The 25340-nt window shown below is 40.8% G+C and carries 29 protein-coding genes; all 29 read left to right on the top strand.

Annotated elements, in window-relative coordinates:
* Window positions 1-103: 103 nt before the first annotated feature.
* The 29 genes from QM469_RS01295 to QM469_RS01155 all read left to right on the top strand — a co-directional run bounded on the left by QM469_RS01295 (window position 104) and on the right by QM469_RS01155 (window position 25252).
* On the top strand, window positions 104-571 hold the full coding sequence (locus QM469_RS01295; RefSeq protein ID WP_414275899.1) for a Cas9 inhibitor AcrIIA9 family protein: 468 nt from the start codon (window positions 104-106) through the stop codon (window positions 569-571).
* On the top strand, window positions 568-1911 hold the full coding sequence (locus tag QM469_RS01290) for a PcfJ domain-containing protein (protein ID WP_414275898.1): 1344 nt from the start codon (window positions 568-570) through the stop codon (window positions 1909-1911). Before QM469_RS01295 ends, QM469_RS01290 begins: the two co-directional genes overlap by 4 nt.
* A 24-nt stretch (window positions 1912-1935) precedes the next feature.
* The gene (locus QM469_RS01285) at window positions 1936-2220 is read left to right on the top strand and encodes a hypothetical protein (RefSeq protein ID WP_414275897.1); all 285 of its coding nucleotides are present in this window, start codon (window positions 1936-1938) and stop codon (window positions 2218-2220) included.
* Window positions 2220-2708 carry a DUF1642 domain-containing protein gene (locus QM469_RS01280; RefSeq protein ID WP_414275896.1) on the top strand — a complete coding sequence of 163 codons (489 nt, stop codon included), beginning with the start codon at window positions 2220-2222 and terminating at the stop codon, window positions 2706-2708. The genes QM469_RS01285 and QM469_RS01280 overlap by 1 nt, the downstream gene beginning before the upstream one ends.
* Complete coding sequence (locus QM469_RS01275) at window positions 2698-2862, top strand: hypothetical protein (protein WP_414275895.1); 165 nt, start codon at window positions 2698-2700, stop codon at window positions 2860-2862. Before QM469_RS01280 ends, QM469_RS01275 begins: the two co-directional genes overlap by 11 nt.
* A gap of 15 nt (window positions 2863-2877) precedes the next feature.
* Window positions 2878-3741 carry an SPFH domain-containing protein gene (locus QM469_RS01270; protein WP_414275894.1) on the top strand — a complete coding sequence of 288 codons (864 nt, stop codon included), beginning with the start codon at window positions 2878-2880 and terminating at the stop codon, window positions 3739-3741.
* A gap of 45 nt (window positions 3742-3786) precedes the next feature.
* A complete protein-coding gene (locus tag QM469_RS01265; protein WP_270747365.1) occupies window positions 3787-4188 on the top strand; it encodes a transcriptional regulator in 402 nt (133 codons plus the stop codon).
* Between the two features lie 191 nt (window positions 4189-4379).
* A complete protein-coding gene (locus QM469_RS01260; RefSeq protein ID WP_033585091.1) occupies window positions 4380-4922 on the top strand; it encodes a site-specific integrase in 543 nt (180 codons plus the stop codon).
* A 459-nt stretch (window positions 4923-5381) separates the two neighbouring features.
* Window positions 5382-5702, top strand: coding sequence for an HNH endonuclease (locus QM469_RS01255; RefSeq protein WP_000282422.1), 321 nt, complete (start codon window positions 5382-5384; stop codon window positions 5700-5702).
* 138 nt (window positions 5703-5840) lie between these two features.
* Complete coding sequence (locus QM469_RS01250) at window positions 5841-6230, top strand: P27 family phage terminase small subunit (RefSeq protein ID WP_414275893.1); 390 nt, start codon at window positions 5841-5843, stop codon at window positions 6228-6230.
* Window positions 6223-7998, top strand: coding sequence for a terminase large subunit (locus tag QM469_RS01245; protein ID WP_414275892.1), 1776 nt, complete (start codon window positions 6223-6225; stop codon window positions 7996-7998). Before QM469_RS01250 ends, QM469_RS01245 begins: the two co-directional genes overlap by 8 nt.
* 19 nt (window positions 7999-8017) lie before the next feature.
* The gene (locus tag QM469_RS01240; RefSeq protein WP_414275891.1) at window positions 8018-9220 is read left to right on the top strand and encodes a phage portal protein; all 1203 of its coding nucleotides are present in this window, start codon (window positions 8018-8020) and stop codon (window positions 9218-9220) included.
* The gene (locus tag QM469_RS01235; RefSeq protein WP_084911244.1) at window positions 9204-9794 is read left to right on the top strand and encodes an HK97 family phage prohead protease; all 591 of its coding nucleotides are present in this window, start codon (window positions 9204-9206) and stop codon (window positions 9792-9794) included. Before QM469_RS01240 ends, QM469_RS01235 begins: the two co-directional genes overlap by 17 nt.
* The gene (locus QM469_RS01230) at window positions 9779-10951 is read left to right on the top strand and encodes a phage major capsid protein (RefSeq protein ID WP_414275890.1); all 1173 of its coding nucleotides are present in this window, start codon (window positions 9779-9781) and stop codon (window positions 10949-10951) included. The genes QM469_RS01235 and QM469_RS01230 overlap by 16 nt, the downstream gene beginning before the upstream one ends.
* An 11-nt stretch (window positions 10952-10962) precedes the next feature.
* Window positions 10963-11253, top strand: coding sequence for a hypothetical protein (locus tag QM469_RS01225; RefSeq protein WP_414275889.1), 291 nt, complete (start codon window positions 10963-10965; stop codon window positions 11251-11253).
* A 2-nt stretch (window positions 11254-11255) separates the two neighbouring features.
* On the top strand, window positions 11256-11537 hold the full coding sequence (locus tag QM469_RS01220; protein ID WP_061864902.1) for a hypothetical protein: 282 nt from the start codon (window positions 11256-11258) through the stop codon (window positions 11535-11537).
* Complete coding sequence (locus QM469_RS01215; RefSeq protein WP_070837064.1) at window positions 11524-11823, top strand: phage head closure protein; 300 nt, start codon at window positions 11524-11526, stop codon at window positions 11821-11823. The genes QM469_RS01220 and QM469_RS01215 overlap by 14 nt, the downstream gene beginning before the upstream one ends.
* On the top strand, window positions 11820-12167 hold the full coding sequence (locus QM469_RS01210; RefSeq protein ID WP_000063884.1) for an HK97 gp10 family phage protein: 348 nt from the start codon (window positions 11820-11822) through the stop codon (window positions 12165-12167). The genes QM469_RS01215 and QM469_RS01210 overlap by 4 nt, the downstream gene beginning before the upstream one ends.
* Window positions 12164-12487, top strand: a complete 324-nt coding sequence (locus QM469_RS01205; protein ID WP_414275888.1) for a hypothetical protein — start codon at window positions 12164-12166, stop codon at window positions 12485-12487. Before QM469_RS01210 ends, QM469_RS01205 begins: the two co-directional genes overlap by 4 nt.
* Window positions 12488-12498: 11 nt before the next feature.
* Window positions 12499-13077, top strand: coding sequence for a major tail protein (locus QM469_RS01200; protein ID WP_015997064.1), 579 nt, complete (start codon window positions 12499-12501; stop codon window positions 13075-13077).
* Between the two features lie 11 nt (window positions 13078-13088).
* Window positions 13089-13508, top strand: a complete 420-nt coding sequence (locus QM469_RS01195) for a hypothetical protein (protein WP_414275887.1) — start codon at window positions 13089-13091, stop codon at window positions 13506-13508.
* Between the two features lie 276 nt (window positions 13509-13784).
* The gene (locus tag QM469_RS01190; RefSeq protein WP_414275886.1) at window positions 13785-16880 is read left to right on the top strand and encodes a phage tail tape measure protein; all 3096 of its coding nucleotides are present in this window, start codon (window positions 13785-13787) and stop codon (window positions 16878-16880) included.
* Window positions 16877-17599: a phage tail protein gene (locus QM469_RS01185; RefSeq protein WP_414275885.1), complete on the top strand. Its 723-nt coding sequence runs from the start codon at window positions 16877-16879 to the stop codon at window positions 17597-17599. The genes QM469_RS01190 and QM469_RS01185 overlap by 4 nt, the downstream gene beginning before the upstream one ends.
* Entirely contained in the window at window positions 17600-22789 is a 5190-nt protein-coding gene (locus QM469_RS01180; protein WP_414275884.1) for a phage tail spike protein, read from the top strand.
* On the top strand, window positions 22786-22995 hold the full coding sequence (locus QM469_RS01175) for a hypothetical protein (RefSeq protein ID WP_414275883.1): 210 nt from the start codon (window positions 22786-22788) through the stop codon (window positions 22993-22995). The genes QM469_RS01180 and QM469_RS01175 overlap by 4 nt, the downstream gene beginning before the upstream one ends.
* Complete coding sequence (locus QM469_RS01170) at window positions 22985-23632, top strand: hypothetical protein (RefSeq protein ID WP_414275882.1); 648 nt, start codon at window positions 22985-22987, stop codon at window positions 23630-23632. Before QM469_RS01175 ends, QM469_RS01170 begins: the two co-directional genes overlap by 11 nt.
* A gap of 16 nt (window positions 23633-23648) precedes the next feature.
* Window positions 23649-24065 carry a hypothetical protein gene (locus tag QM469_RS01165; RefSeq protein WP_414275881.1) on the top strand — a complete coding sequence of 139 codons (417 nt, stop codon included), beginning with the start codon at window positions 23649-23651 and terminating at the stop codon, window positions 24063-24065.
* Window positions 24052-24396, top strand: coding sequence for a phage holin (locus QM469_RS01160; protein WP_414275880.1), 345 nt, complete (start codon window positions 24052-24054; stop codon window positions 24394-24396). The genes QM469_RS01165 and QM469_RS01160 overlap by 14 nt, the downstream gene beginning before the upstream one ends.
* Window positions 24389-25252: a CHAP domain-containing protein gene (locus QM469_RS01155; RefSeq protein WP_414275879.1), complete on the top strand. Its 864-nt coding sequence runs from the start codon at window positions 24389-24391 to the stop codon at window positions 25250-25252. Before QM469_RS01160 ends, QM469_RS01155 begins: the two co-directional genes overlap by 8 nt.
* The last annotated feature ends 88 nt before the right edge of the window (window positions 25253-25340 follow it).

The raw sequence follows: 25340 nt of genomic DNA, 5'->3' as shown, positions 1-25340 counted from the left end.
AAGCGAGCTAGGAATGTGTCAGTAAAGGTTATGTGACCTTGGACGAGCGGCTGCCCGTATTTAGCCAAATTCACAAAGGCAGTCGCATTTTTTGGAAAATGATATGAATGAAATCAAAGAAAAAGCCCTGGCGAAGTTGCTGGAGGAATTAAATCAACCACATGATACCGCACTTGACCGTGTTCATAACTGGATATGCGATCAGGAGGATGAGGAATTATTTAAAGGAATCTTAAAAGAGCGATACTCTCTGAAGTGTGCTTTAAGCAATGCTAAAGAAAAAGCTCGTAAATTTGCTGAAAACGGAGTCGCTTGTATTGATGATGCTACTGTCTTCAGATGGGTTAGAGAGTACTTTATCTCAAATTCTAACATCAAGCAGGTGCCTGTTGAGCCCGTCAAGAAGAAAAAGGAAGACAAATCTCAGGCTTCTCCTGAAGAAAAGGTTGATGTCGCCAAAATTAGGAAAGGCGCTGGTCCAGATGATGATATCATCATGAAACCTAAAATTAAAAAAGAGAAAGGAGTAGTCGAAAAGCAAATGAGCATTTTCGATTTCTTGGATGAATGAAACATGAACAATGCAAGCGAGAAGCCGATAGACGATTGAAACCACCTGCAGACTTCTGGAGCTGGTGCTATTCGCAAATTACAACGTACAAATGGACCAATAAGGACAAGACTATAATCGCTTCAGATTTAAACCTTGGCCATTGTATCGAGAAACGACTGACAAAGTCGTCACGGCTCACTTTTTATGACAAGGCTTATTTTTTCTCTATCATTCTCAGCACTTCGAAACGTATCGAGATTCAATCTTATGTATTTTGGTCGAAGTTGGTTGAAGGGAAACAGTTTATCGATTTGCAACTTACTAATCTAGAGCGATTCGAAAATGACAAACATGTGAAGATTGGCCAAGATTACAACGGACAATTTTATCCGTATCTTTTCGCTAATTTCTTTAGCGGAGGATATTATACAGGTAATAAATTCTATCCAAACAACTGGGTTGAAAAACTTAAAAAGGTATCTGAACTCAAATATTTGAAGTTCGGGAATATTTGCTATTGGGAAATAGAACGGCTTTACAAATACAAGTTTGAAATTGAATTTGCTCAGAAAATTCATGCTTACAAATTGGCCAACGAAATCATGAATCCAGATTACACTGGATTCACCAAAAACGTAGATATGCGAACCTTGAATCGCAGATGGCTTCAGAAGAATAAACAATTTTTCAAGAATTCAAATCGTAGTTTTAATGAATTTGAGTTGAGCCGTCGATTAAAAGAACGGAACGGCCAACTGGTGCCTGGCATTGAGTCTTATCTGACTTACCATGATATCAAGCATATACCGAAAGGTGTCGGGATCAATAAGTTTCAAAATTGGATTATCAAGAATCACATTGAATTCAATGAATATCTTGACTATCTCAAGATGCTACGAGAAATGGGCATTGAGCCTGAAGGTGATGCTATGCTTGTGCCAAAGGATTTCACGGCCATGCATAATCACACAGTCGGATTATACAATCAATTCGTCGAAGAAAAACAAAAACTGGAAGATAAGAAGAAACGCAAGCAACTTGAAGCTGAGTTTAAACTTAGAGAAGGAATGGATAAGACAATCAATGGATACGCATTCCATGTCCCAAGAAAAGTGGCTGAGCTGATCTATGAGGGCAAGAAATTACATCATTGCGTAAGCTCATACACAGACAAGCATTTTAAAGGCAATACCTTAATAGTGTTTGTCCGCCTGTCAAATCAACCTAAAAAACCTCTTTACACACTCGAAGTAAGGCAGGGGAAGATAGCCCAATTTCGTGGCAAGTATAACAAAGATGTACCAGCTGAAGTCTGGGACATAGCCAATGAATGGATGAAGCAAACGAAATTAGTATAAAAATCAGCGTAGGAGGTGTGAAGGATGAAAAGAAAAAATTATATTATTTTTATCAGGCACTTGCGAAAAATAAACGGGCCTATTGAGTTTTACGAGTATATTGCTGATTCAAAATTTGGAAGAGTAGCAATTTATTTGTCTCTACTTGTGTGTGCGCCATTTATTGCCTTATTATTCCCAATTGCTTACATAGAACATTGTTTTTATAAAAACAATTTTATTAGAGAGTGTATAAAAAACAAGTGGTGTTTAAGAGAACATCTTGAAGAGGTTGTTGATATCAGAAAAATTGAAAGCGAGGAATTTTAATGAACGTACAGGAATTGATTGAGAAATATAAAAAATACGAAGATGGTTTATTCGATATCGGAGCAAAAGTAGCTTGTCAGAAATTTTTACAAGATTTGGAACAACTAGACGAACCAAAGAAAGTCACTATTCCGCAGTTTGTGGCGGATTGGATTGAGGAAGCTAGAGAAACAACTTACAACATCAGAGGAGCAATCGAAATGGCTCCGAATGGAAGAGTGAAAGATTGGTTGGAATTAAAGAATGTGAATATTTTTGCAGAAGCTTGGGTGAATGGCTACGAGGTCGAGGAAGAGAACCAGTATGTGGTGACTTTAAAAAATAGGCAGCCTTTGGTCAAATCGCAATCAGGGAGTATTCTTTATTTTAGTCAAGATATAACAGCTGGGAATTATAAAGTTACCCGCAAAGAACTAGAAGAAGCTGGCTTTGGCTGGGTGTTCGATTGTGAAGGGATTGAGATTGAGGAGGTGGAACATGAGAATTAAGACATCAAATGGATCCATCATCAACGTTGACAAAATAAAGCATAGCATCACTATTGATGGTGTTGAATATGGTTCAGATTGTCGAGCGCTGGTCTCTAATCATAGAGACGGGACAGGGACGATTACATTAGTATTTGAAGGAAAAATGATTTAAAAAGGAGTAAAAACAATGTTTACACAATACGATAACGAAACAGGAAAAACTAAACTTACGAAACTTGCAAAAGGTGGCATCATCACGGTTGTTGCTATTACTTCACTTGGAATTTTTCGTCTCACGGCCGTGAAGCGCATCCCAGCTAATACGGTTGGAGTAAAGGTCAGTGCGATCGGAGGTGTTCAAGAAAATACCCTACAAACAGGCTATCATCTTAAAATTCCTTTCATCGATACCGTCTATACTCTTTCGACTTCAGTTCAGACGAAGACGATGGAAAAAATCACAACTCAGACCAAAGATGGTCAATGGTTGAACACTAACATCGATGTGAAATATCGCGTTAATAAAGAAAAGGCTATGACGATATTTTCAAACTACACGAAGTTGGAGAATGTTAATGAGAGCGTAATTGCTCCGGCAGTACAGAGAGCTATCGAGTCAGTTACTGGGAATTATGACATCTACGACATTCTTGGAAATAAACGGACAGAAGTTTATGAAGAGATTGACAAGGCGCTAAAAGAAAAATTTGAATCTTATGATCTTGAATTTGTTTCATTCACAATAACTGATCAGGATGCAGGAGATGAGATTGAAGCAGCAATCAAATCTGAATCTGTCAAACAGAAGGAAATTGACACAGCTAGACAAGAACAGGAAAAAGCTAAGGTCGAAGCGGATACTAAGAAGGTTCAAGCACAAGCTGAAGCGGATGCTGGTATCATCAAAGCAGAAGGAGAAGCTAAAGCTAACAAAGCTAAGTCAGACTCAATCACAGACAACCTTATCCGGATGAAAGAAGCAGAAGCCAGAGAGAAGCATGGCTGGGTTACTGTCAATGGAGCAGGTGGTGTGATTACAAATCATGAGTAAAAATTATCAATTGGGTAATAATCAAAATAGGTCAGGAGGTAGGAATTGAAGAAATTAAGCGACGAAGACCTCAAAACATTAGACAGAGAACTTTTCAAATTTCAAAACGTTCAACGTACAATAGATTTGAGAAGGCTAGAACTAGAAACCCGAAATCCAGATTCTCAAAGTGGGCCCAGCGTAGGAATAAGCAAACCTACCGAAACCATTGCAATCAGAATAGCGGATGATCCAACCTTAAAATTTCTCGAAGGGTTCAAAGCTATTATTAACAAACTCTTGATTAATCTAGTTGATGAAGATAAGGAAATCTTTAATCTGCGCTGGAGATATCCTCAACTGAGATGGGAAGAAATAGCAGAACAGAAATTCATGAGCAAAGCCACAATTTATAGAAGGAGGAGGATTATCTTAGAACAGTACGCTATACTGAAAGGTGAGTTGTAAACAAGAATGAGACAAAAGATATCTTGAAGTCTCACAAAAAAAGGTTTATTATGATAGCATGAACTTCTGAAACAAAAACACACATCACACTTTAGGAGTCATCCTTAATTCTAGTAAGAAAAGTTGTCCAACAGAAGTATCGTCAAGAGTCAGCAAATGCTGGCTTTTTGTTTTGGGAAAGGAGGTAGAACATGGAATTTGTATCACCGATAAAAGATAATGATGATATTCAGGCAATGAAAGATTATCTCAAAGAGTGGAATGAGATGTACTATATGCTATTCATTACAGGCCTGAATACTGGTTTGCGAGTCGGAGATATACTTACCTTGAAAGTTAAAGATGTTCAAGGCTGGCACATCAAACTGAGAGAACGAAAGACTGGCAAGCAGATAACAAGACGGATGACAAAAGAACTCAAGAAAGAAATGAGGAGATACGTTGAAGGCAAACCATTTCATCATTTCTTATTCAAGAGTAGACAAGGTCAGAATAAAGCGATCACTCGTGAGAGAGCTTATCAAATCATACATGAAGCAGCTGAAGAACTAGGCATTGATAATGTTGGTACACACACAATGCGCAAGACGTTCGGCTATAAATATTACAACAAGACAAAGGACGTAGGGACATTACAGAAAATGTTCAATCACTCATCACCTGCAATCACCCTGAGATACATAGGAATAGAACAAGCAGAGCTTGATGATGCTTTACGGAACTTTGTCATTTAATTTTTTAGATATTACTTTCACATAATGAGTTAAGCATAAACTGAAAAAATCAAAGACACGAAAAGCTAGGAGCTGTAAGGATTTGAGAATCAAGTGGAGTTTAACAAAATATAAGATATGTGAAAGTGAGAGGTAAAATTGGTATAGTTGGAGGATGAAACATTGGGATTATTTTTAGGATATCTAGTTGTCTATTTTTTAACCTTAATTTTTTTAGTCGTTATTTTTGATTGGGGGAAAAGTGATGTATTAAAGTTAGTTGAGAATGGATTGATATTTCTTTTCTTACCACTCGTATTTGTTTTTGTATTGGCCTATGATTTTATAAACAAAATAAAATGAGACAAAAGACATCTTGAAGTCTCACAAAAAAAGGTTTATTATGGTAACATGGTTTTCTTGTATGAGAGGGGATAGGTCACTGGCCTGTCCCTTTTAGTATTGGAAAGGAGGTTTGCCATGTACAACAAACCTATCAGACCATCCTTGAAGTCTAAGAAGTGGGAGAAGTTCCGTGATAGGATAATGCGTAAGCATGATTATCTTTGTCAAGAAAGTTTGCGTTACGGAATTTCTGTTCAAGCAGAAATGGTTCACCATATCTTTCCTGTATCTGAATATCCTGAACTTGAATTCGTTGAATGGAATTGTTTGCCGTTGACGAATAAGAAACACAATACGTTTCATGATAGAGTGAACGATAGAGTAATCAACCAAGGCTTGTACTGGCAGAAAAAGAGAAAAAAAGAATTTTTAAATTTTTTCAAAAATGAAAAATGAAAATTTTTAGTCCCCCCCCTCTTTTTAAAAAATCATTTTGGCCAGTAGGGTACCGGTGAAGGGAACTTTTTCCAAGTCAGGGACCTTCAAACAAAAAGGGGGTAAAAACTAAGCGATTTTGACGAAAGGAGGTAGTTTTTGGCTAAACCAATTACAGCGAAGTCTATTAAGTCAAAAGTGGTCAAGCAGATGAAAGACTTAGGCACTTATCGAAAAGAATTTGAGATGATCATTGATATTTTTGTAGGAATGCTATATCAGTATCAGAAACTTGCTCAAGATTATGCTGATATGGGTTATCCAGTAACAGATACTTACGTCAATAAGGCTGGTGCTGAAAATGAGCGCAAAGTTCCAATCTTGACAGCGATGGAAATTTTGAGGAAAGACATTCTCAGCTACTCTAATCAGTTGATGATGAATCCGAAGTCACTCGGTGAGGTAGTGGAACAGGATAAAGGCTCACCACTCACAGAAGTCATGAAATTCAAGAATGAACTGAAAAAGAAGCGGGTGAAAGATGGATAAAGACTTTGAAAAACGTTTTGCCGATTTTCGCCACGCTACAACCAATCTTGGAAAAGCTAAAGCCTATGTTGATTATGTCCTGAGCTATCAAGAGGAACATAACGAAGAACGGATTTTGGCTGCTGAACGCTTTTTGAGGGATTTGGAAAATCCAGCATATGAGCTTGATGAGGATATAGTGGATTTTGCTGTTCACTTCATCGAGAACTCAATTGTTCATCAGCAAGGAGATGACATGTTTGCCATGTCTATCCGTAACAAGCCTTTGATTTTGCAACCGTGGCAACATTTCACGGTTGTCAATCTCTTTGGGTTCTATCACGCTGGTACGAACGAGCGTAGGTTCAAGGAAGCCTTGATAATGCTGGCACGGAAAAACGGCAAGACCAGTTTTACTGCTGCTATTGCTCTGCTTTATCAGATTTTGGATGCTGATAGTGGTTCAAAATGCTATATCGTGGCCAACTCTGTCAAGCAAGCACTGGAAGCCTTTAATTTCATCAAGTTCAACGTGGAACGATGGAATGACAAATCTATTCGTATCAAGGACAATAACCAAGAACACTCTATCACAGCTAATTTTGGAGATGATGGGTCATTCTATATTCAGGCCTTGGCCAACGATGAGAGTCGTTTGGACTCTCTCAATGGCAATGTCACGGTCATTGATGAAGCTCACACCATGCGAAATTCTAAGAAGTATGGTCTTATGAAGAAAACAATGTCAGCATACCGTAACAGTATGCTTTTTGTTATCTCTACGGCGGGGGATATTCCAACAGGCTTTCTTGCTAATCGCTTGAAATACTGTCAGAAAGTGCTCAAGCAGTTGGTACAGGATGAGGCTTTATTTATCTTTATTTGTAAAGCCAATCAGACAACGGATGGCGATGTTGGTGATTATCTTGATGATAATGTTTTGAAGATGGCAAATCCGTCTTGGGGTGTCACGGTGTCCATGCCTGCTTTGAGAGCGGAAGCAGAGCAAGCTATGAATGATCCACAGACAAGAAATGAGTTTTTCAACAAGACTTTGAATGTCTTTACAAACTCAATGAATGCTTATTTCAATCCTGATGAGTTCATCGCTTCAGACAGTCAATACGATTGGACCTTAGAGGAACTGGCACGCTTGCCTATTCAGTGGTATGGTGGGGCTGACTTGTCAAGGTTGCACGACTTGACAGCTGCTGCTCTCTATGGTGTCTACCACGATGGAGAAAAAGATGTTGATATTTGTATCACACACGCTTTCTTTCCTCGTGTCAACGCTCAGAAGAAAGCCAATGATGACGGGATTCCACTCTTTGGGTGGCAATCTGATGGTTGGTTGACCATGAGCAACACTCCGACCGTCCTCTATGATGATATTGTTAAATGGTTCATCAAGATGAGGGAGAAAGGGTTCAAGATTGCCGCTGTCGGAATGGATAGGAAGTTTGGTCGTGAGTTCCTGACAAAAATGAAACAAGCTCGGTTCAAGATGATTGACCAACCTCAGCTTTTTTACCTGAAATCAGAGGGATTCAGACGGATTGAGTTCAAAGTTAAGAATAAAGAGTTTTACTATCTTCATTCTGATGCTTACGAATACTGTGTGAGCAATGTTAGAGCGATTGAAAAGGTGGACGATGCTGTGCAATATGAAAAATTAGATGGTGACGGTGGTACTGCAAGAATTGACTTGTTCGATGCCAGCGTTTTTGCTTGTATTCAGGCTCTTGCTAATCTTGGTAAGAACCAGGACGTTATGAGCTTCTTCAAGTAGAGAGAAAGGAGGTGAGAAAATGGGGCTTTTAGATAGGATTTTGAAACGAGGAAAAACTCAAAGTGGCACAAATATCATCACACATTCAGACTTTGGTTTGTTTCTTGACGGGGACGGTTACGTTCCTTTGGCCCGCAATCCTGATGTGATTGCAGCAGTTAACAAGGTTGCTGACATGGTATCCAACATGACCATTCATTTGATGGAAAATACCGACAAAGGCGACATCCGAATTAAAGACGGACTAGCTAGAAAAATCGATGTAAACCCATGCGACAATATGACTCGTAAGACTTGGATTTTCAAGATTGTGCGTGACCTATTATTGTTCGGCGATGGCAATTCGGTTCTTCATGTCGAGTATGACCCCGTGAATGATTATATTTTAAACTTGAGACCATTCGCAATGAGCGAGGTTTCTTTCAAAAGTGATGATGCCAGTTATATCGTGAATTATCGTGGCACTGATTACAATTCAAGCGAAATCGTACACTTTGCAATCAATCCAGATCCAGACAATCCATTTGTCGGTACTGGATATAGGCTTGCTCTGAGAGATATCGTTAGGAACTTAAATCTTGCTACTCAAATCAAAAAAGGGTTTATGAGTGGGAAGAATGTTCCAAGCTTGATCGTGAAAGTTGATTCTTCGAGTGGAGACTTAGGGACCCAAGAAGGTCGTGACCTGGTCGCTAAGAAATACTTAGCAACAAGTCAGGCAGGTGAGCCATGGATTATTCCTGATGCCTTGCTAGAGGTTGAACAGGTCAAGCCATTAAGTTTGAAAGATATTGCTATCAATGAATCTGTTGAAATTGACAAGAAAACAGTTGCTGGGCTTTTGGGAGTGCCAGCTTTTATTTTGGGAGTTGGTAGCTTTGACAAAGAAGAATACAACAACTTTGTCAATACAACGGTCATGAGCATCGCTACGACAATCACTCAGACCTTAACAAGAGACTTACTCGTTTCAAATAATCGGTATTTCAAACTTAATGCTCGCTCGCTATATTCGTATGACATTACAGAGTTATCTTCAGTTGCTGAACAGATGACTAAAAGCATGGCAATGCGTCGCAACGAGTGGAGGGATTGGCTTGGGATGCCGCCTGATCCTGACATGGATGAGCTCCTCGCTCTTGAAAATTATCTACCGCAAGACAGACTTGGGGACCAAAAGAAACTGAAAGGGGGTGAGGAAGAGAATGAACAAACGGAATAGTTATCGTACTGCTCAGTTCAAGACACGAGAAGAAAGTGATACTGGTGATTTGATTTTGAGCGGGTACTTTATCAAGTTCGATGAAGTTACTGAATTATGGCCGGGTTACTTTGAGGTAATCAAACGTGAGGGCGTTGAAAAAGCTATCAAAGGAGCTGACATCAGGGCATTATTTAACCATGATGATAGTTTAGTGCTTGGTCGTACTGGTAACGGGACGGTCATTTTAGGAGTTGATGAAATCGGACTTTACGGTGATATCATCATCAACAAAGATGATCCGCAAGCTGTTGGAGCCTATGCTCGTGTTCAGCGTGGCGATGTGATTGGATGTAGCTTTGGTTTCATCCCAATCAAAATCAATACGGAAGAGCAAGCAGATGGTTCGTACCTGGACACTATCTTAGAATTAGAAATCTTTGAAGTGAGTCCATGTACTTTCCCAGCCTATCCGCAAACGGAAATTGCTGCACGACAGAAAGACTTTGAAAGTCAACAGCGTGCCAATCGTGAAGCGCTGGACAAGCGCAAGAAAGAAATTAAGGAGAAATTTAACCTATGCACAAATCATTGATTTTAGGCGCTCGCATGCGCAACAAAGCAGACAAAGTGGTAGAGCTTGAAGAATCAATCAAAGAATTGAACAAGCGTTCTGAACTTGAAGCGAAGAAATTGGAACAAGCTGGAAATGATGAAGAAGTTTCAGCAGTTGAAAAGAACCTTGAACAAATCCAGAAAGAATTGGACGAAAAGGAAGCAGAAAAAGAACAACTTGAAAAAGAAATCGAAGATTTGAAAAATCAAGTTGAAGAACTAAATCGTAAAGCACCGACTTACCCAAGTCAAGAAAAACGTGGAGGACAGAAATTGGAACAACGTGACGCAATCGCTAAATACATTCGTACTGGTCAAACTCGTGACATCGTAGGCTTGAAAACTACTGATTCAGGAAGCGCAGCTTTAATCCCTACTGAAGTTTTGAAACCTCATTTTGTTAACAAAACACGTAATCCACTTTTGGATCTTGTGGAACGTGTGAAAGTTAACAGTGGATCTGGTAAATATCCAGTTATCAAGAAAACAGATGGTGTAATGGTTTCAACAGATGAATTGAAATCAAATCCAGAACTCGGAAAACCAGCAATCAGCGAGATTGATTATTCAATCAAGACTTACCGCGGATATGTCCCTGTGTCACAAGAAATGATTGACGACGCAGACTATGACATCATGTCCATTGTTGAAGATGAAGTGTTCAATCAAGGTGAAAATACTGAATTGTCATTAGTTACAGCTGTCCTCAAAACAGCTACCCAAGCAGATGCAGCTGGATTTGATGGTATTAAAGATATCTACAACAAGAAGCTTAAATCAATTTACAAAGCAAGCATCGTTGTAACTAAGTCAATGTTTGCTGCACTAGACAAGGTGAAGGACAAAGATGGACGCTACATGCTTCAAACTGATGTAGCTTCACCTACTGGATATTCATTTGGTGGTAAAAAAATCTACAAAGTAGATGACACAGTGTTTGGAAATGAAGGGGACATGAAATTCTTCATCGGTGATGTCACTGAGTTCGTCAAAGAGTTTGACCGTGCTCAAGTATCCGTTAAATGGGTGAACAATGATATTTACGGACAATTGCTTGGGCTTTTTATCCGTTTGGATATTAAGAGAGTAGATGAAGAAGCTGGATTCTTCGGAACTTATACTGATGTTGTAGCTTAAGGAGGTAGCGTATGAGCTATAAAGTAATCCGTCCTTTCAAGGACTTGGCCGATCCTGAAAATCATGACTATGCTGTTGGCGATATCTTTCCTCGTGAAGGATATGAGCCCACAGATAGCTTTACCAATGGCCTTTTGACTGGTGCCAACACTGCTGGCTCTATCTTCCTTGAGGTTTTGGGAGATGATGAGCCTAAGAAACCAGATCCTGAAACAAAAGAAGTTAAGGAAGAGCCCGCAGTTGAGCAGGAAGAAACAGTTAAGGGAACTGCTGAAGAGCCTGTTAAAGAAGTTGAGGAGTAAACATGGACGAAGGTCAGCTTTTAGAATTGCTGAAGCTTAAGTTGGGTATTTCAACCCGCTTGAGAGACAAGCCGTTAGAAAAAATCATTTCAAGTGTCATCACTGAATTGACCGATAACCTAGGTATCGAGCTTGTTGGTGAGCGTGCTGACCATGAAATGTTTATCGTTGACTATGCTGCTTATCGCTATGAGGGTGGGGTGGATATGCCACGTCACCTTCAATGGCGATTGCATAATTTACAGATAGCATCAAAGAAAGAGGTCAAGAATGTGGAATCATGAAATCAAACTGATCTCTAAAAAAGTCACAGGTAAGGACAAGTTACTACAACCAATCTCTGAAGATGTTGAAGTTACTCTGTTGTGTCGTAAAAAGAAGGTTACTCGCTCTGAATTTTATCAAGCAAATCAGGCAGGTTTAAAACCGAGCTTGGTTGTTGAGATTCGAAATTTTGAGTATGAGAATCAAGAATTTGCGAAGTTCGAAGGTAAACAATATCGCATTTTGAAAACCTATCCTATCGATTCTGAAATTTTAGAGTTGACTTTGTCAGAGGTCTTGAAATGAGTAATGATCTTGCTGATTTGATAGCGAAAGAGCTTGCAGCTTACTCTGATGAGGTTACTGAAGAAGTGGATAAGATTGCAGAGCAAGTGGCTGATGAGACTGTGGATGAGTTGAAAGAGACAAGTCCGAAACGGTACGGAAAGTATCGTAGAAGTTGGAAAAAGAAGAAGTTGGCTAATGGCTCTTTTGTTGTCTTCAACGCAGTTGCAAGTCTTACTCACATACTTGAGAACGGGCACCTTTCAAGAAATGGTGGCCGTGTCGCTGGTATCGTCCACATCAAACCCGCTGAAGAAAAAGCAATTCAGAACTTTGAGAAGCGTATCAAGGAGATTGGGAAATGAAGCTATCAGACTTTGCTGCTATTTTGGAACAGGTAAACTTGCCTGTCACCTATCGAGCGTTTAAAACTGGGAACGCTCCCGACCTACCTTACCTGGTCTATTATGAATCAAGTCCAGCCATCAATGCAGCTGATAACACGGTTAATCATCAGATTAAGAGCGTGACAGTTGAGCTGGCTTTTGAGAATAAGGATGAAGATTTGGAAGAACGTCTGGAAGAGCTGTGGACAACCCACGAGCTCTTTTTCGATGTTCAAGAAGAAACATTTATCGAGACGGAAAGACTCTATGTCAAGTCTTATACGGTCTATCTATATTAAGGAGGAATGACATGACTCAAGAAAATAAAGTAACCTTTGGTTTAAAAAATGTTCACGTTGCGCCAATTAAATCGATTGGTGCAGATGGAGTGATTGCTTACGATGAAATTTTCCGCTTTCCTGGTGCAATGGAATTAACATTGGATCCAAAGGGTGAATCAACACCAATCAAAGCAGATGACATCGATTATCACTTTATGAATTCAAATGAAGGATATGAAGGTAAATTCAAAATCTCTCACATTATTGAAATGTTTGCGACTAAGATTTTGGGTGAAATCAAAGATGCTCAGACGGGTGTTTTGACTGAAAAAGCTGATGCAGAATTCACATCATTTGCCTTGATGTTTGAATTTTCAGGGGACAAGAATAAAACACGTCACGTCCTTTACTACTGTTCAGCAAGCCGTCCAGGCAATGGCTCAAAAACCAAAAATGGTACAAACGTCAACGAGCGTGAACTTGGCTTTAAGGCAAGTCCTCGTCCTCTGGATTCAGTTGTTAAACGTTCTATCACATCAGCTGATAATAAGGAAATTTATGACAACTGGTTTAAGAAAGTGTATGAACCTACTGCGGTTGCAGCTTAAGGAGAAGATCTATGCGTAAAATCGTTTTGGTTGGCGATCAGGAGTATGAGTTAGGCACTAATGGTTATACTCCTATAGCTTACAAGCAACAATTTGGGAAAGATTATTTTCAAGATTTGTTCTCGATGTTGAAAAATCAATCATTCATGAATGAATTGAACAAGCTGGAAACCGCTAAGGAGTCGACAGCGACTAATGTTGATATTTCGATGTTGTCAGATTTTGACATGACCTTTTTTAATCGTCTTTTTTGGACCTTTGCTAAATCTGCAAATCCTCACATCAAGCCTTATGAACAATTCTTCATGGAAATGGAAGTCTTTCCGATTCAGGAAGTTGGGCCTGTGCTGATGGAAATGCTGAATGCGAGCATGACGACAAAAAAGCACCAGATGAATCAGAATCAGCTAGCGAGGAAATCTTCACAGTAGAGTCTTATCTGTCCTGTTGTAAAGAAACTGGTCTGTCTATCGATGATCTAAAGCACATCTCAATCGGAATGGCTCTGGATTATCAGACGGATTATGTGAATTTACGGAGTGAGGATAAGGGTGGCGAACGGAAAGCCACGCAAGCTGATTTTGACAGCTTTTAAAGAAAAATGAGTACTGAGAGAGCGATTCTGAGACCAAGTTCGTTGGTCTGACTGCATTATCAGTGGTAGAAATTCTCTCAGCGCTTTTCTATTTTTTATGAAAGGAGGAAATATGGCAGGAAATATCAAAGGTATCAAAATTGAAATCGATGGCGACACGCAACCCTTGCAGAAGGCGTTAAAAGCTATTAATAAAGAGTCTGTTAATACTACAAATGAACTAAAACAAATTGATAAGGCTTTAAAGTTTGACACTGGGAATGTTATTTTACTAACCCAAAAACAAGAAGTCTTACAGAAACAAATAGGTATAACCAGAGACAAACTAGAAACTTTAAGACAAGCTCAATCTAAAGTAGACGAGGAATTTAAAAAGGGGAATATTGGTTCTGAACAGTATCGCGCTTTCCAGCGTGAAGTAGAAGTGACTCAAAATGTCCTAAAAGGATATGAGGGAAAGCTTGCTAGTGTCACTCAAGCTCTTGAAGGAAATGGTGATGCAGCTAAGAACAATCAAGCTCAACTAAAAGAATTGCAGAATGAACAAAAATTGCTTGCTAGTGAATCTGAAAAAGTAGTTAGTTCGTTTAAACTGCAAGAAAGCCAGATGGGTGCCAATGCTAGCGAAGCAGACAAGTTAGCATTAGCCGAAAAAAAGATTGGCGCACAGTCTGAAATCGTCACTCGTCAAATCGAAAACCTTGAGAAGCAGTTAAGCCTAACTAAAGAACAGTATGGCGAAAACTCAGCCGAAGCTAACAAGATGGAAGCGGAGCTAAATCAAGCTAAGACCGCCTACGCTAATCTTAATCAGGAATTAGGAAAACTTGGTAGTACAGCTAAGAGCAATCAAACGCAACTGAAAGAATTGCAGAATGAACAGAGTCAACTTGCGTCAGAGATGAGTAAGGTGACAAGTTCATTCAAACTGCAAGAAAGTGCTTTAGGTTCAAATGCTAGTGAAGCCGAGAGAAATGCTCTTGCCCAGAAAAAGATTGGTGCTCAGTCTGAGATTGTAAGTAAACAAATTTCTAATCTAGAACAGCAATTGGAAATTACCAAAAAAGAATTTGGTGAGAACTCCACACAAGCCAACAGGATGGAAGCTGAGCTAAATCAGGCTAAGACTGCTTTTAATCATCTCAATGATGAGATGAAGGGAACAAAGTCTGCTGCTGATGGCACTCAAGAAAGTTTAAGTGAAATCTCAAGAAATTTAAGGGCAGAACTACTTCAACAGTTTAGTGAGAAGTTGAGTGCTATTTCAGATAAACTTGTGGAAGTAGGGAAAGAAGCGTTAGAAGCTGCTGCTCAAATGCAAGCTAGTAATGCTCAATTTACTACCGTTTTCGGAGATATGGAAACCCAAGCAAGAGAAGCGTTGAATGCTATTGGTCAGGAAATGAATATTGTCCCAGAGCGATTGCAAGGATCATTCACTCAGATGGCTTCATTTGCCAAAACTTCAGGATTGGATACAGCAGAAGCTTTAGACCTGACTTCTCGTGCAACTCGGGCGGCAGCAGATGGTGCAGCCTTTTATGATAAGTCTATTGAGAGCGTAACAGAGAGCCTACAATCTTTTTTGAAGGGAAACTTTGCTAACGATGCCGCTCTTGGTATCTCTGCGACAGAGACAACTAGGAATGCCGCTGCAAATAAATTGTACGGAAAGTCATTCAAGGACTTGAGCGAAGCGCAGAAGCAATTGACCTTGCTTCAGATGGTTGAAGACGGGAATAAACTTTCAGGAGCACTTGGACAGGCTGCAAGAGAATCAGACGGCTTAGAAAATGTGATGGGGAATCTGAAACAAGCCGGAATCAATGCATTGTCTGCTATAGGTCAGCCACTTTTAGAAATGATGATCCCTGTTTTCCAAACCTTGGCAAGCATTGTGAAGGGTGTAGCTGAGCTGTTCAGTTCGTTACCTGCTCCTGTAAAAGATTTTGTTGTTATTTTAGGGACAGTTGTGACTGCTGTAGGGGTCATAGCCCCCATATTCTTATCTTTGCAAGCCCTTGCTGAGTTTTTAAAAATATCTATTGGAGAAATGATAATTGCTGCATTGCCAATTATTGGAACAGCAATTGCAATTGCTGCTGCAGTTGCTGCAATTATTGTTATTGTAAAATACCTCTGGGAAACTAACGAAGGTTTTCGAAATGCGGTCACGACCGTTTGGAATGCGATTCTTGAGGTTATCAATGCAGTCGTATCAGAGATTTCTAATTTTGTCATGAGTATCTTTGGAACGGTTGTTGCTTGGTGGACGGAGAACCAGGAACTTATCAGGACAAGTGCTGAGACTGTCTGGAATGCCATTTATACGGTCATCAGTACAATACTGGATATACTTGGCCCCTTGCTACAAGCTGGCTGGGATAACATTCAACTGATCATTACAACAACTTGGGAAATCATCAAGACCGTTGTTGAGACTGCAATAAATGTTGTCCTTGGTATTATCCAAGCAGTTATGCAGATCATTACTGGTGACTGGTCAGGAGCTTGGGAAACTATCAAGGGAGTATTCTCTACTGTATGGCAAGCTATTCAAAGCATTGTTCAGACCATTTTTTCGGCTATCCAGAGCTACATTTCAAATGTTCTCAATGGTATTTCAGGAACTGTATCAAATATCTGGAACGGCATCAAGGATACTGTCTCAAATGTGTTAAATGCTATATCTAGTACTGTATCAAGCGTTTGGGAAGGCATCAAGAGTACCATTTCAGGTGCAATCAACGGTGCAAAAGATGCCGTATCTTCAGCTATTGAAGCCATCAAAGGATTGTTTAACTTCAACATCAGCTGGCCACACATCCCACTACCTCACTTTTATGTGAGTGGTTCGGCCAATCCATTAGATTGGTTGAGTCAAGGTGTTCCAAGTATTGGAATTGAATGGTATGCCAAGGGCGGTATCATGACAAAACCAACCATCTTTGGAATGAATGGAAATAACATGATGGTTGGCGGTGAAGCTGGGAATGAAGCAGTATTACCACTCAATGACAAAACACTTGGTGCTATCGGTCGAGGTATTGCTCAGACAATGGGTGGAACTTCACCGACCATCAACATTAACATTACTGGTAATACTATCAGAGAAGAAGCTGACATCATTCGGATTGCTGATGAGGTAGCGCAGAGGATTGCTGACGAATTGCAACGGAAGACACAATTGAGAGGAGGGTTTACATGATAAAGCATAATGAGCTTGTGATTGACGGTGTGAGAACATCGTCTTTTCCTTTTAAGGTCATTGTCCATGATTCTCCCTCAATTGCTTTAGGAGAGAGCAAGACAGCTCTCTTGGAGCATGGTGGTATCAGTGGAGCAATCGTTCAGACAAACAAGCATAGGGAACTGGTCAAGAAAACTTATACGATTTATTTGGTCAAACCTACTGAAGAACAGATGAATCAATTTATGAGTCTATTTATCCGTGAGAAGTTCTGGCTAGAGAGTGAGCGAGTCAAAACAACTCGTCTTTGGTGCTATAAGGTCAATGTGAGTGACCTTGAAGAAGTGCAACCTGGTCTTTACATGACTAAAGCAACCTTCACTTGCCATCCTACCAAATATTTTAAAGGCACCGATACGCAGAGATTGACAAGAAGTGGGACCTTGACCGTTCAAGGTTCTGCTCTTGCATTTCCTAAAATCACAATCGTTGGCCAGAGCGCTTCTGAGACTTCATTTACAATTGCTGGTCAGGTCATTAGGCTTGAAAGGCTTGCTGAGTCGCTTGTGATGGTCAATAATCCTGACAACCCTAGCTTTAAAACGACAACAGGGAAGCCAGTGAAATGGTCAGGGGATTTTATCACAGTTGATCCAGCGAAAGTGAAGAATGTTGGGGTTGTTCTAGGCTCAGGTATTCAATCGCTTGAAATCGAGACGGTTTGGGGGTGGGCATAATTGCTTTATTTACTTGATAAAGATGTGAGAACCGTGCGTTGGAACGGGGAGCCACTTCATGAAGCGACTTCGGCGATTGTTAAAGAGACCATGAATGGCGATTTCACCCTAACTGTGAAATATCCTATTTCTGATTCTGGTATTTATCAGCTTATCCAAGAAGATATGTTGATAAAAGCGCCGACTCCTGTTCTTGGTGCGCAGCTATTTCGCATCAAGAAACCTGTTGAGAACAATGATCATCTGGAAATCACAGCCTATCACATTTCAGACGATGTGATGCAACGTTCTATCACACCAGTGAGCGTGACTAGTCAGAGCTGTAGCATGGCTCTTTCTCGCATGGTTCAAAACACCAAAACAGCTTTGGGAGATTTTTCTTTCAACAGTGACATCCAGGATCGTAGGACCTTCAACACGACTGAAACAGAAACTCTCTACTCTGTATTGCTTGATGGCAAGCATAGTATCGTCGGGACATGGGAAGGCGAGCTGGTTCGTGATAACTTCGCGATGACTGTCAAGAAGAGTCGTGGTGATAATCGTGGTGTTGTTATTACAACGCACAAAAATCTGAAGGATTACCAACGCACAAGAAATAGTCAGAATGTTGTCACAAGAATTCATGCTAAATCGACGTTTAAGCCTGAAGGCGCTGAAAAAGAAACGACTATCAGAGTGACTGTTGATAGTCCTCTTATCAACTCATACCCCTATATCAATGAAAAAGAGTATGAGAACAACAATGCTAAAACTGTTGAAGAGTTGCAGAAGTGGGCACAGTCTAAGTTCTCAAATGAGGGCATTGACAAGGTCTCTGATGCTATCAAGATTGAAGCTTATGAACTTGCTGGGCAAGTTGTTCACATGGGTGATACGGTCAATCTCAAGAGCTGGAAACATAACGTCGATGCATTCAAGAAAGCTATTGCTTATGAGTTCGATGCCTTAAAAGAAGAGTACATCTCTCTGACTTTCGATGATAAGGCAGGCACTGGTGGTTCTAGAGCTTCTGGTGGGCTATCTAGCGCAGCTGATGCCATCCTTGGAGTAACAGAATCTGCACAAGAAGTCGCCCTTGAAAAGGCTCTTCAAAATGCTGACTTAGACTTTGATCATAAGGCTGGATTGCTTAGACAGGAAATTTCTGACGGTATTGAACTGGCCAGAGCTGAAGAAGTCAAGAAAGAACTGTCTGACAATATCGATCAGCGGTTTAACAGTTTTAACAACGGCCTTCTACAAGAAGCCAAACGCAGGGCTGAAGAAGCCTTGCGAAACGCTGGCGCAAGTACCCTGCTTGCACAGGAAGCCAAGCGGATTGGGTTGGATTCTGTTGCTAAACTTGAAGAGTTTAAGAGACAGGCTACAAGCGCTCAGACGGCTCTGTCGGGTGATTTGGATGTTCTGAAACGAACCATCGCGAACGATATTCGACCGAAGCAAGAACAGGTTACAGCTGAGATTGAGAAGCAAGTAAAGGCACTTATCCAGACTAAGAATGAATTGGCTGGTGTGAAGTCAGCGCAAGCGACGTATGAGGAGACGACAACTCGCAGACTGTCAGAGCTGACCAACTTAGCTAATGGCAAGGCAAGCAAGTCAGAACTCACGCAGACAGCCGAGGAGCTAGCTAGTAAGATAGCGAGTGTGCAGATTGGGGGGCGGAATTATATCCGAGGAACAAGACGCATGGCTCTAGCCAGCGGATTGTGGGCATCAGGTACCTTTAGACCATCAGGCGCTGGAACAGCAAAGACTATTGATGTATCAAACAGTCCAGCGACTGGATTTGATAAAGCAATACGATTGACCTCAAGTAACGCTAGAGACCAAATCGGCATCGCTCAAGATGGCTTTTTTATTTCGCAAGGCACCTACACGATGACTTGTTGGGTCAAAGGTAAAAGAGGTCAAAAAGTCAAGCTGCAAACTTATTGGCAAGTCAATGATAACTCTGGCATTTCGCCCATTTTCACTCTTTCAGATGAAAATTGGACAAGACTATCTTTTACAACTACAAGAGATATAGCTGGAACCGTATCAATTGGCTATGTATATCTCGTAAATGCTGATGCGGGAGAATACTTAGATGTTCTTGCGCCCCAGTTGGAAAACGGGAGTTTAGCGACAAGTCCGAAAGAAGCTCCAGAAGATACAGACGGCCAAATCTCAGCCGTCGAATCAACCTTTAAGCAACGAGCCGATTCGCTCGAGGCTGGTGTAAATCGTCTGACCGAAGGGCTTAGAACTAAAGCGGATATCAGCTCACTCAACGTGACTGCTGAGAACATCAGGCAGTCCGTGAAGAGTTTGGAAACAAGCACGCAGAACAAGCTGGACAAGAAATTGAGCATGGCTGAATTTGAGGTGCGGGCATCTGGTATTAGACAAGAGATTGTCAATGCAACTGAAGACAAGGCAGACAAGACCTTAGTTGTGGCTGAAGCTGGGAAATTGCGTGAAGAATTTTCAAAAATGAAGGTCGGTAGTCGCAACTATGCTGAAGACTACGACTTTTCAAGAGGACTTTGGCACTATAGTCAAGGAGATAACAGTCCACAAGATTGGACTATCTCAAACGGCGAATACAACGTCAAAGGCACGACTAACACTTGGAAGCAGATGCAAATCCACTCAAAAGAGGGGAGTCGATCTTCGTGGAAGAGTTCGACTGCTCTTCTTGATTTGGAGGTGGGAGAGACTTATACTCTCTCATTTCAAGGAATTTGCTACTCTGGCTCTTCAAGTGTTTGGCTATCACTAAGGGCTAACCGTACAGTTTCCGGTAATCCTGAAATTATACCTGGCACTTTCAACCTCACGTCTAGCTGGCAGACTTATCAAGTTACTATCCCAGCATTGACCAAGCCTGATAATTTTGACTTCTGGCGAATTATTCTTGGTTATGACGGAATTGGCCATGTGGCATTTCGCAAGGTTGAATTGACCAGAAGCTCGACTCGTATAGATGCAGGACCTGCTCCTGAAGATGGCAAGACAGACCTTGTCGTAGCTAAGTCTGAATTTGAGAAGACGGCTGAAGGTCTATCTTCTAAATTGGCGACGGTTGAAACCTATGTCAGCCAAGACGGACAGAGACAAGAAGCCTTACGAAAATATTCTCGTGATGAGAGCGCCCGACAAGCGACAACAGTCCGTGAGCTTGTGAGTCGTGATTTCGTCGGAAAGGCAAGCTATCAGGAAGATGTCCGCGGAATCAACCAACGAATCGAAGAAGCCAAGAAAAATGCAAGCAATGAACTTACAACTCGACTTGCGAATTATCGGCAGACAGTCGATGGTAAGTTCACGGATATTTCCAGTCAAGTTACGACTTATAAGCAGGTTACAGATGAAAAATTTGGAGATCTATCAAACCAAATTGTAAACAACAAAAATAGCACAGATGGTCAAATCGAAAATGTAAGGAATCAGCTGGCAAAAAAAGTAGAAGTAACTGACTTCCAGCGTGTACAAGAAACAAGCAAGTTATATGAGCGAATCCTTGGCAGTACAGACAATGTGATTGCGAATAATGTCGCTCGCATGGCTATGACAAGCCAGCTATTCCAGGTTGAAGTCGCTAAAAGCCTTGGAAGCGACAATAACTTAATCGTCCGCTCGAAGTCGATGGATAGGCATACACTTGTTAACGAAGGCGATACGAAGAGAGTATTCGTGAATAACGGTATATTTACCATTCGATGCACTACAAATTCAGGGTATACATTCACAGGATTCACACTACCACTGTACATCGATAGAATGGCTAGAGGTGAGACATATACTCTTAATTTTAAGTATCGCATTATGGGACGATTAGACCATAATTTCACGGTTGTTGCTAAAAATCACCAGTCGAACGAAGGAATTTTCTCTTCAAACATAGCTATAAGTTCGACAGCTGTTTCTACTGAATGGAAAGAGTTCACAGAAACATACAACATTACTAAAGATTTCGAATTTGGAATCAGTAATCTCTATCCACTCTATTTCTACTTAGCTAAAAATGGTTGGATTGAAATCAAAGAGATTATGCTTGTTCGTGCTTCTCAAACGAACGGATATAAAGCCAGTCAATTTGATGATATGTCCGAAGCCGTTCTCTCGGTTCAAAGTCAGTTATCTGGTTCATGGGCAGTTCAGAACATCAACAGTGCAGGTTCAATCGTTTCGCAAATCAATGCGACTAACAATCAAATTTTGATTGAAGCTGAAAAGATTCGATTAAAGGGTAAGACCTTACTTGATGAATTGACGGCTATTCAGGGTTACTTCAAACGCTTGTTTGTAGGCGATGCCAGTGTCGGAACGCTCAATTCAGACATCATTAGGTCTAACTCTATCACAGCAGATAAGCTGGTCATGGATATTGCAATGGCAAGACGTTTCGTCTCAAGTGATATTTTCACTGATACGCTTGCGGCTAAAGAGGCCTTCATCAACAAGTTGCGGTCTGTAGTAGTCACGGCGACTTTGCTAGAAGGTTATAGAGGGCAGATTGGTGGATTCCAGATTGGTACGCACGAAAAAGATTCGTCGGTGTACTGGATAACTGGTCAAAACCAATTTTCTGTCGGTATGAGTAACGGGTCTGGTCATTGGTCGCAAACAGCTTTGTGGGTTAATTGGGGTAACGATTGGGGGTATCCTGGAGATTATGCATGGTACGTGAAAAACAACGGCAAAATGTATTGTTATAACACGGCAGAATTTTGGAATACGCCAGTCATACACGGTAATCTCCGTGTTACCGGACACATTTACTACAACAATGAGAACTCAGGAAAAACTGGTCATTGGATTCACTCGTCTAAATACTCAAATTTTGAGCCTTCGGATAACTATCTTTACCTCTATTACAGCGGTTCAGGATACGACTGGATTCCGATGAATAAAGAAATCTCAGACCGTCGTTATAAATCGAATATCGAAGCTAGTACAGTTTCTGGGCTAGATGTAGTCGAAAGTCTGAAGACGTACAGCTACCGCAAAGAATACGATGGGAAAATTGAGGACATTTCTTGCGGTATTATGGCGCAGGATGTCCAGAAGTACGCTCCTGAAGCATTCTTTGAGAATCCAGATGGTGCATACTCTTACAACACATTTGCTCTTGTGCCTTATCTAGTCAAGGCCATTCAAGAGCTCAATCAAAAAATAGAAAAATTGGAGAAAAAAGCATGAATGAACAAGATAAACAAATCAGCACCTTAACAATTAAATCACTAAGTGAGAGAGTCGGTAATGAGGCTACTCAATCAGCAACGCTCGAAGCCCTCTACACAGTAACTGCGATGGAGCTTGAGCAGATGAAACGAATCATCGAATCAGACGAAGAGCTCAAAGCAAAATTTGAAGAAGCGAAAGGAAAAATGACAAATGGCAATTAACAATTATGAACTAGCGACCAAACCTTATACTCGTGGTTTTGGAGATAAAGTTACAACCGTTGTAGAAATCCGTTTGCAAGACGGGAATCGTTATAGCACTAACCAGCGGGAATTGGCTGGTGATCGTACACAAGACCAAGAAGACGTTCTTGTTCAAGCGGTGCTGGACATCCTAAAAGCCGAGCTGGATCCAGGGAGTGCCATCGTCAAAACACAGGCACAGCTTGAACAGGCTAATCAGAAGATTGCGCAAAACAAGAGCGAACAGGACCGACTCTCTGCACTTGCAAATAAAATCGATAAAGTAGTGCGTGTCATGGCTCAGGATTCTATCATGGGTGAAAAAATCGCCTACGGAACAACTTACAGGGAGCTTGTCGAACTCTTCCCATTTGCTAAGGAAGGTAAGGCCTATCAGCCGGGTGATATGTTTGTGATTGAAGATCCTGAACACGTCGAATTGAACGGTGAGGGCAAGCGCGTCTTGATTCAGACAAATCAGGCTTTCACTTACAAAGGCGAATCTCTCAAACAACTTGAAGGCGGACCATCTCAAAATGGCCTTCTTGCAATTTGGAAGTGGGAAGGTCAAAAGAATGGAAGTGATCTTGAAACTACTCGAGTTTCTGCACAGTAGATTGGAAGTGATCTGATTGGAATTACTAGCATTTCTGGATAAATTGAGTCCGATTCTAATCGTGATCGTTCCTAGCTATTTCTCTTTCAAAAGCACGCAGAATACAAAAGAGACTGACAAGCAAATCAGTCTCTTATCTGACAAAATTAGTGCTATTGAAAAGACAGTCTCAAATGTTGAGAATATTGGTAAAGATAATAGCAAAGGATTGAGCGTTATCGGAAAAGGTCTTCAAAGATTACAACGTTTTCGATTGCAAGAAAACCTAAAAAAAGCAATTAGACGAGGCAATACCAATCAGCATGAGATTGAGGAATTGTCTCGTCTTTATGAAAGTTATGTCGAGCTTGGTGGAAATGGAGCCATCAAGGTACTGTATGAAAAATTTCTAGAATTAGAAATTGTGGAGGAAAATATAAATGCAACAGATTAACGAAATTATCGCAAACGGAGCAATCAGCATCCTAGTTATTATGCTGGGTATCGCAGTTAAAGCAGTCAAGGACTACCTTATTAAGAAGGGTGGTGAACAGACTGTTAAGATTGTCGAAATCTTGGCTAAAAACGCAGTCAACGCAGTGGAACAGGTCGCATCCGAGACTGGCTACAAGGGCGAAGAAAAATTGGAGCAAGCACGAACTAAAATCCGTGCAGAGCTTAACAAATACAACATCAGTATGACTGATAAGGAACTTGATACATTTGTCGAGGCATCGGTTAAAGAAATGAATGACGCTTGGAAAGGAGATGACACTAATGTCTAAGAAACAAGATATGATTAATGACCTCATTGCTCACGCTGATGCAGGAACTGGGGTTGACTATGATAAAATGTACGGCTATCAATGTGCTGATGTGACGTGCTACGGAATCTACGAGTATTTCGGTACTCGTCTATGGGGTAATGCTATTGACTTGCTACGGTCCGCAGAAGCAGCAGGCTTACAAGTCATCTATGGCGCCCAATATCCTAAGGCTGGTTGGTTCTTCGTTAAGAATTTTGTAGCGGGAGATGGTGTGAATTATGGTCATACTGGTCTTGTATACGAAGACTCTGACGGCTCTACCATCAAGACTATTGAGCAGAATATTGATGGCAACTGGGACTATCTAGAAGTCGGTGGACCTTGCCGTTACAATGAGCGCTCAGTCAATTCAATCGTAGGTTATATCGTACCACCTGAAGAAGATCAATCAGGCTGGAAACGTAATGAAACCGGCTGGTGGTGGAGCCGTAAAGATGGTTCGTATCCTATTTCAAAATTTGAAAAGATTGCAGATACTTGGTATTATTTTGATTCTCGTGGTTATATGTATGCTGAGCGCTGGTTAAAACATACTGATGGATATTGGTATTGGTTTGATACTAGTGGCTCTATGGTTACTGGTTGGAAGAAAATCGGTGGAAAATGGTATTACTTCAATCGTGAGGGCGCTATGCAGACTGGTTGGGTTAAATATTATGAAAAATGGTATTACCTGGATGCCGTCAATGGCGATATGAAATCGAACACATTTGTGCCGTACAATGGCGGATACTATCTGCTTCTTCCTGATGGCCGATTGGCTGACAAGGCTGCATTTACTGTGGAGCCTGATGGACTTATCACCACAAAATAAAACAGAAAGAATAAAAAATTATTACACTAACCGCAGGCTGTTTGGCTTGCGGTTTTTTTGATACCCAAAATGATACCCATAATTATTG

Origin of the sequence: Streptococcus infantis (assembly GCF_047464215.1) — a bacterium.
Lineage (GTDB): Bacteria > Bacillota > Bacilli > Lactobacillales > Streptococcaceae > Streptococcus > Streptococcus infantis_P.
Note: the sequence above shows the minus strand (reverse complement) of the source record. Positions and strands in the feature narration are given on the sequence as shown.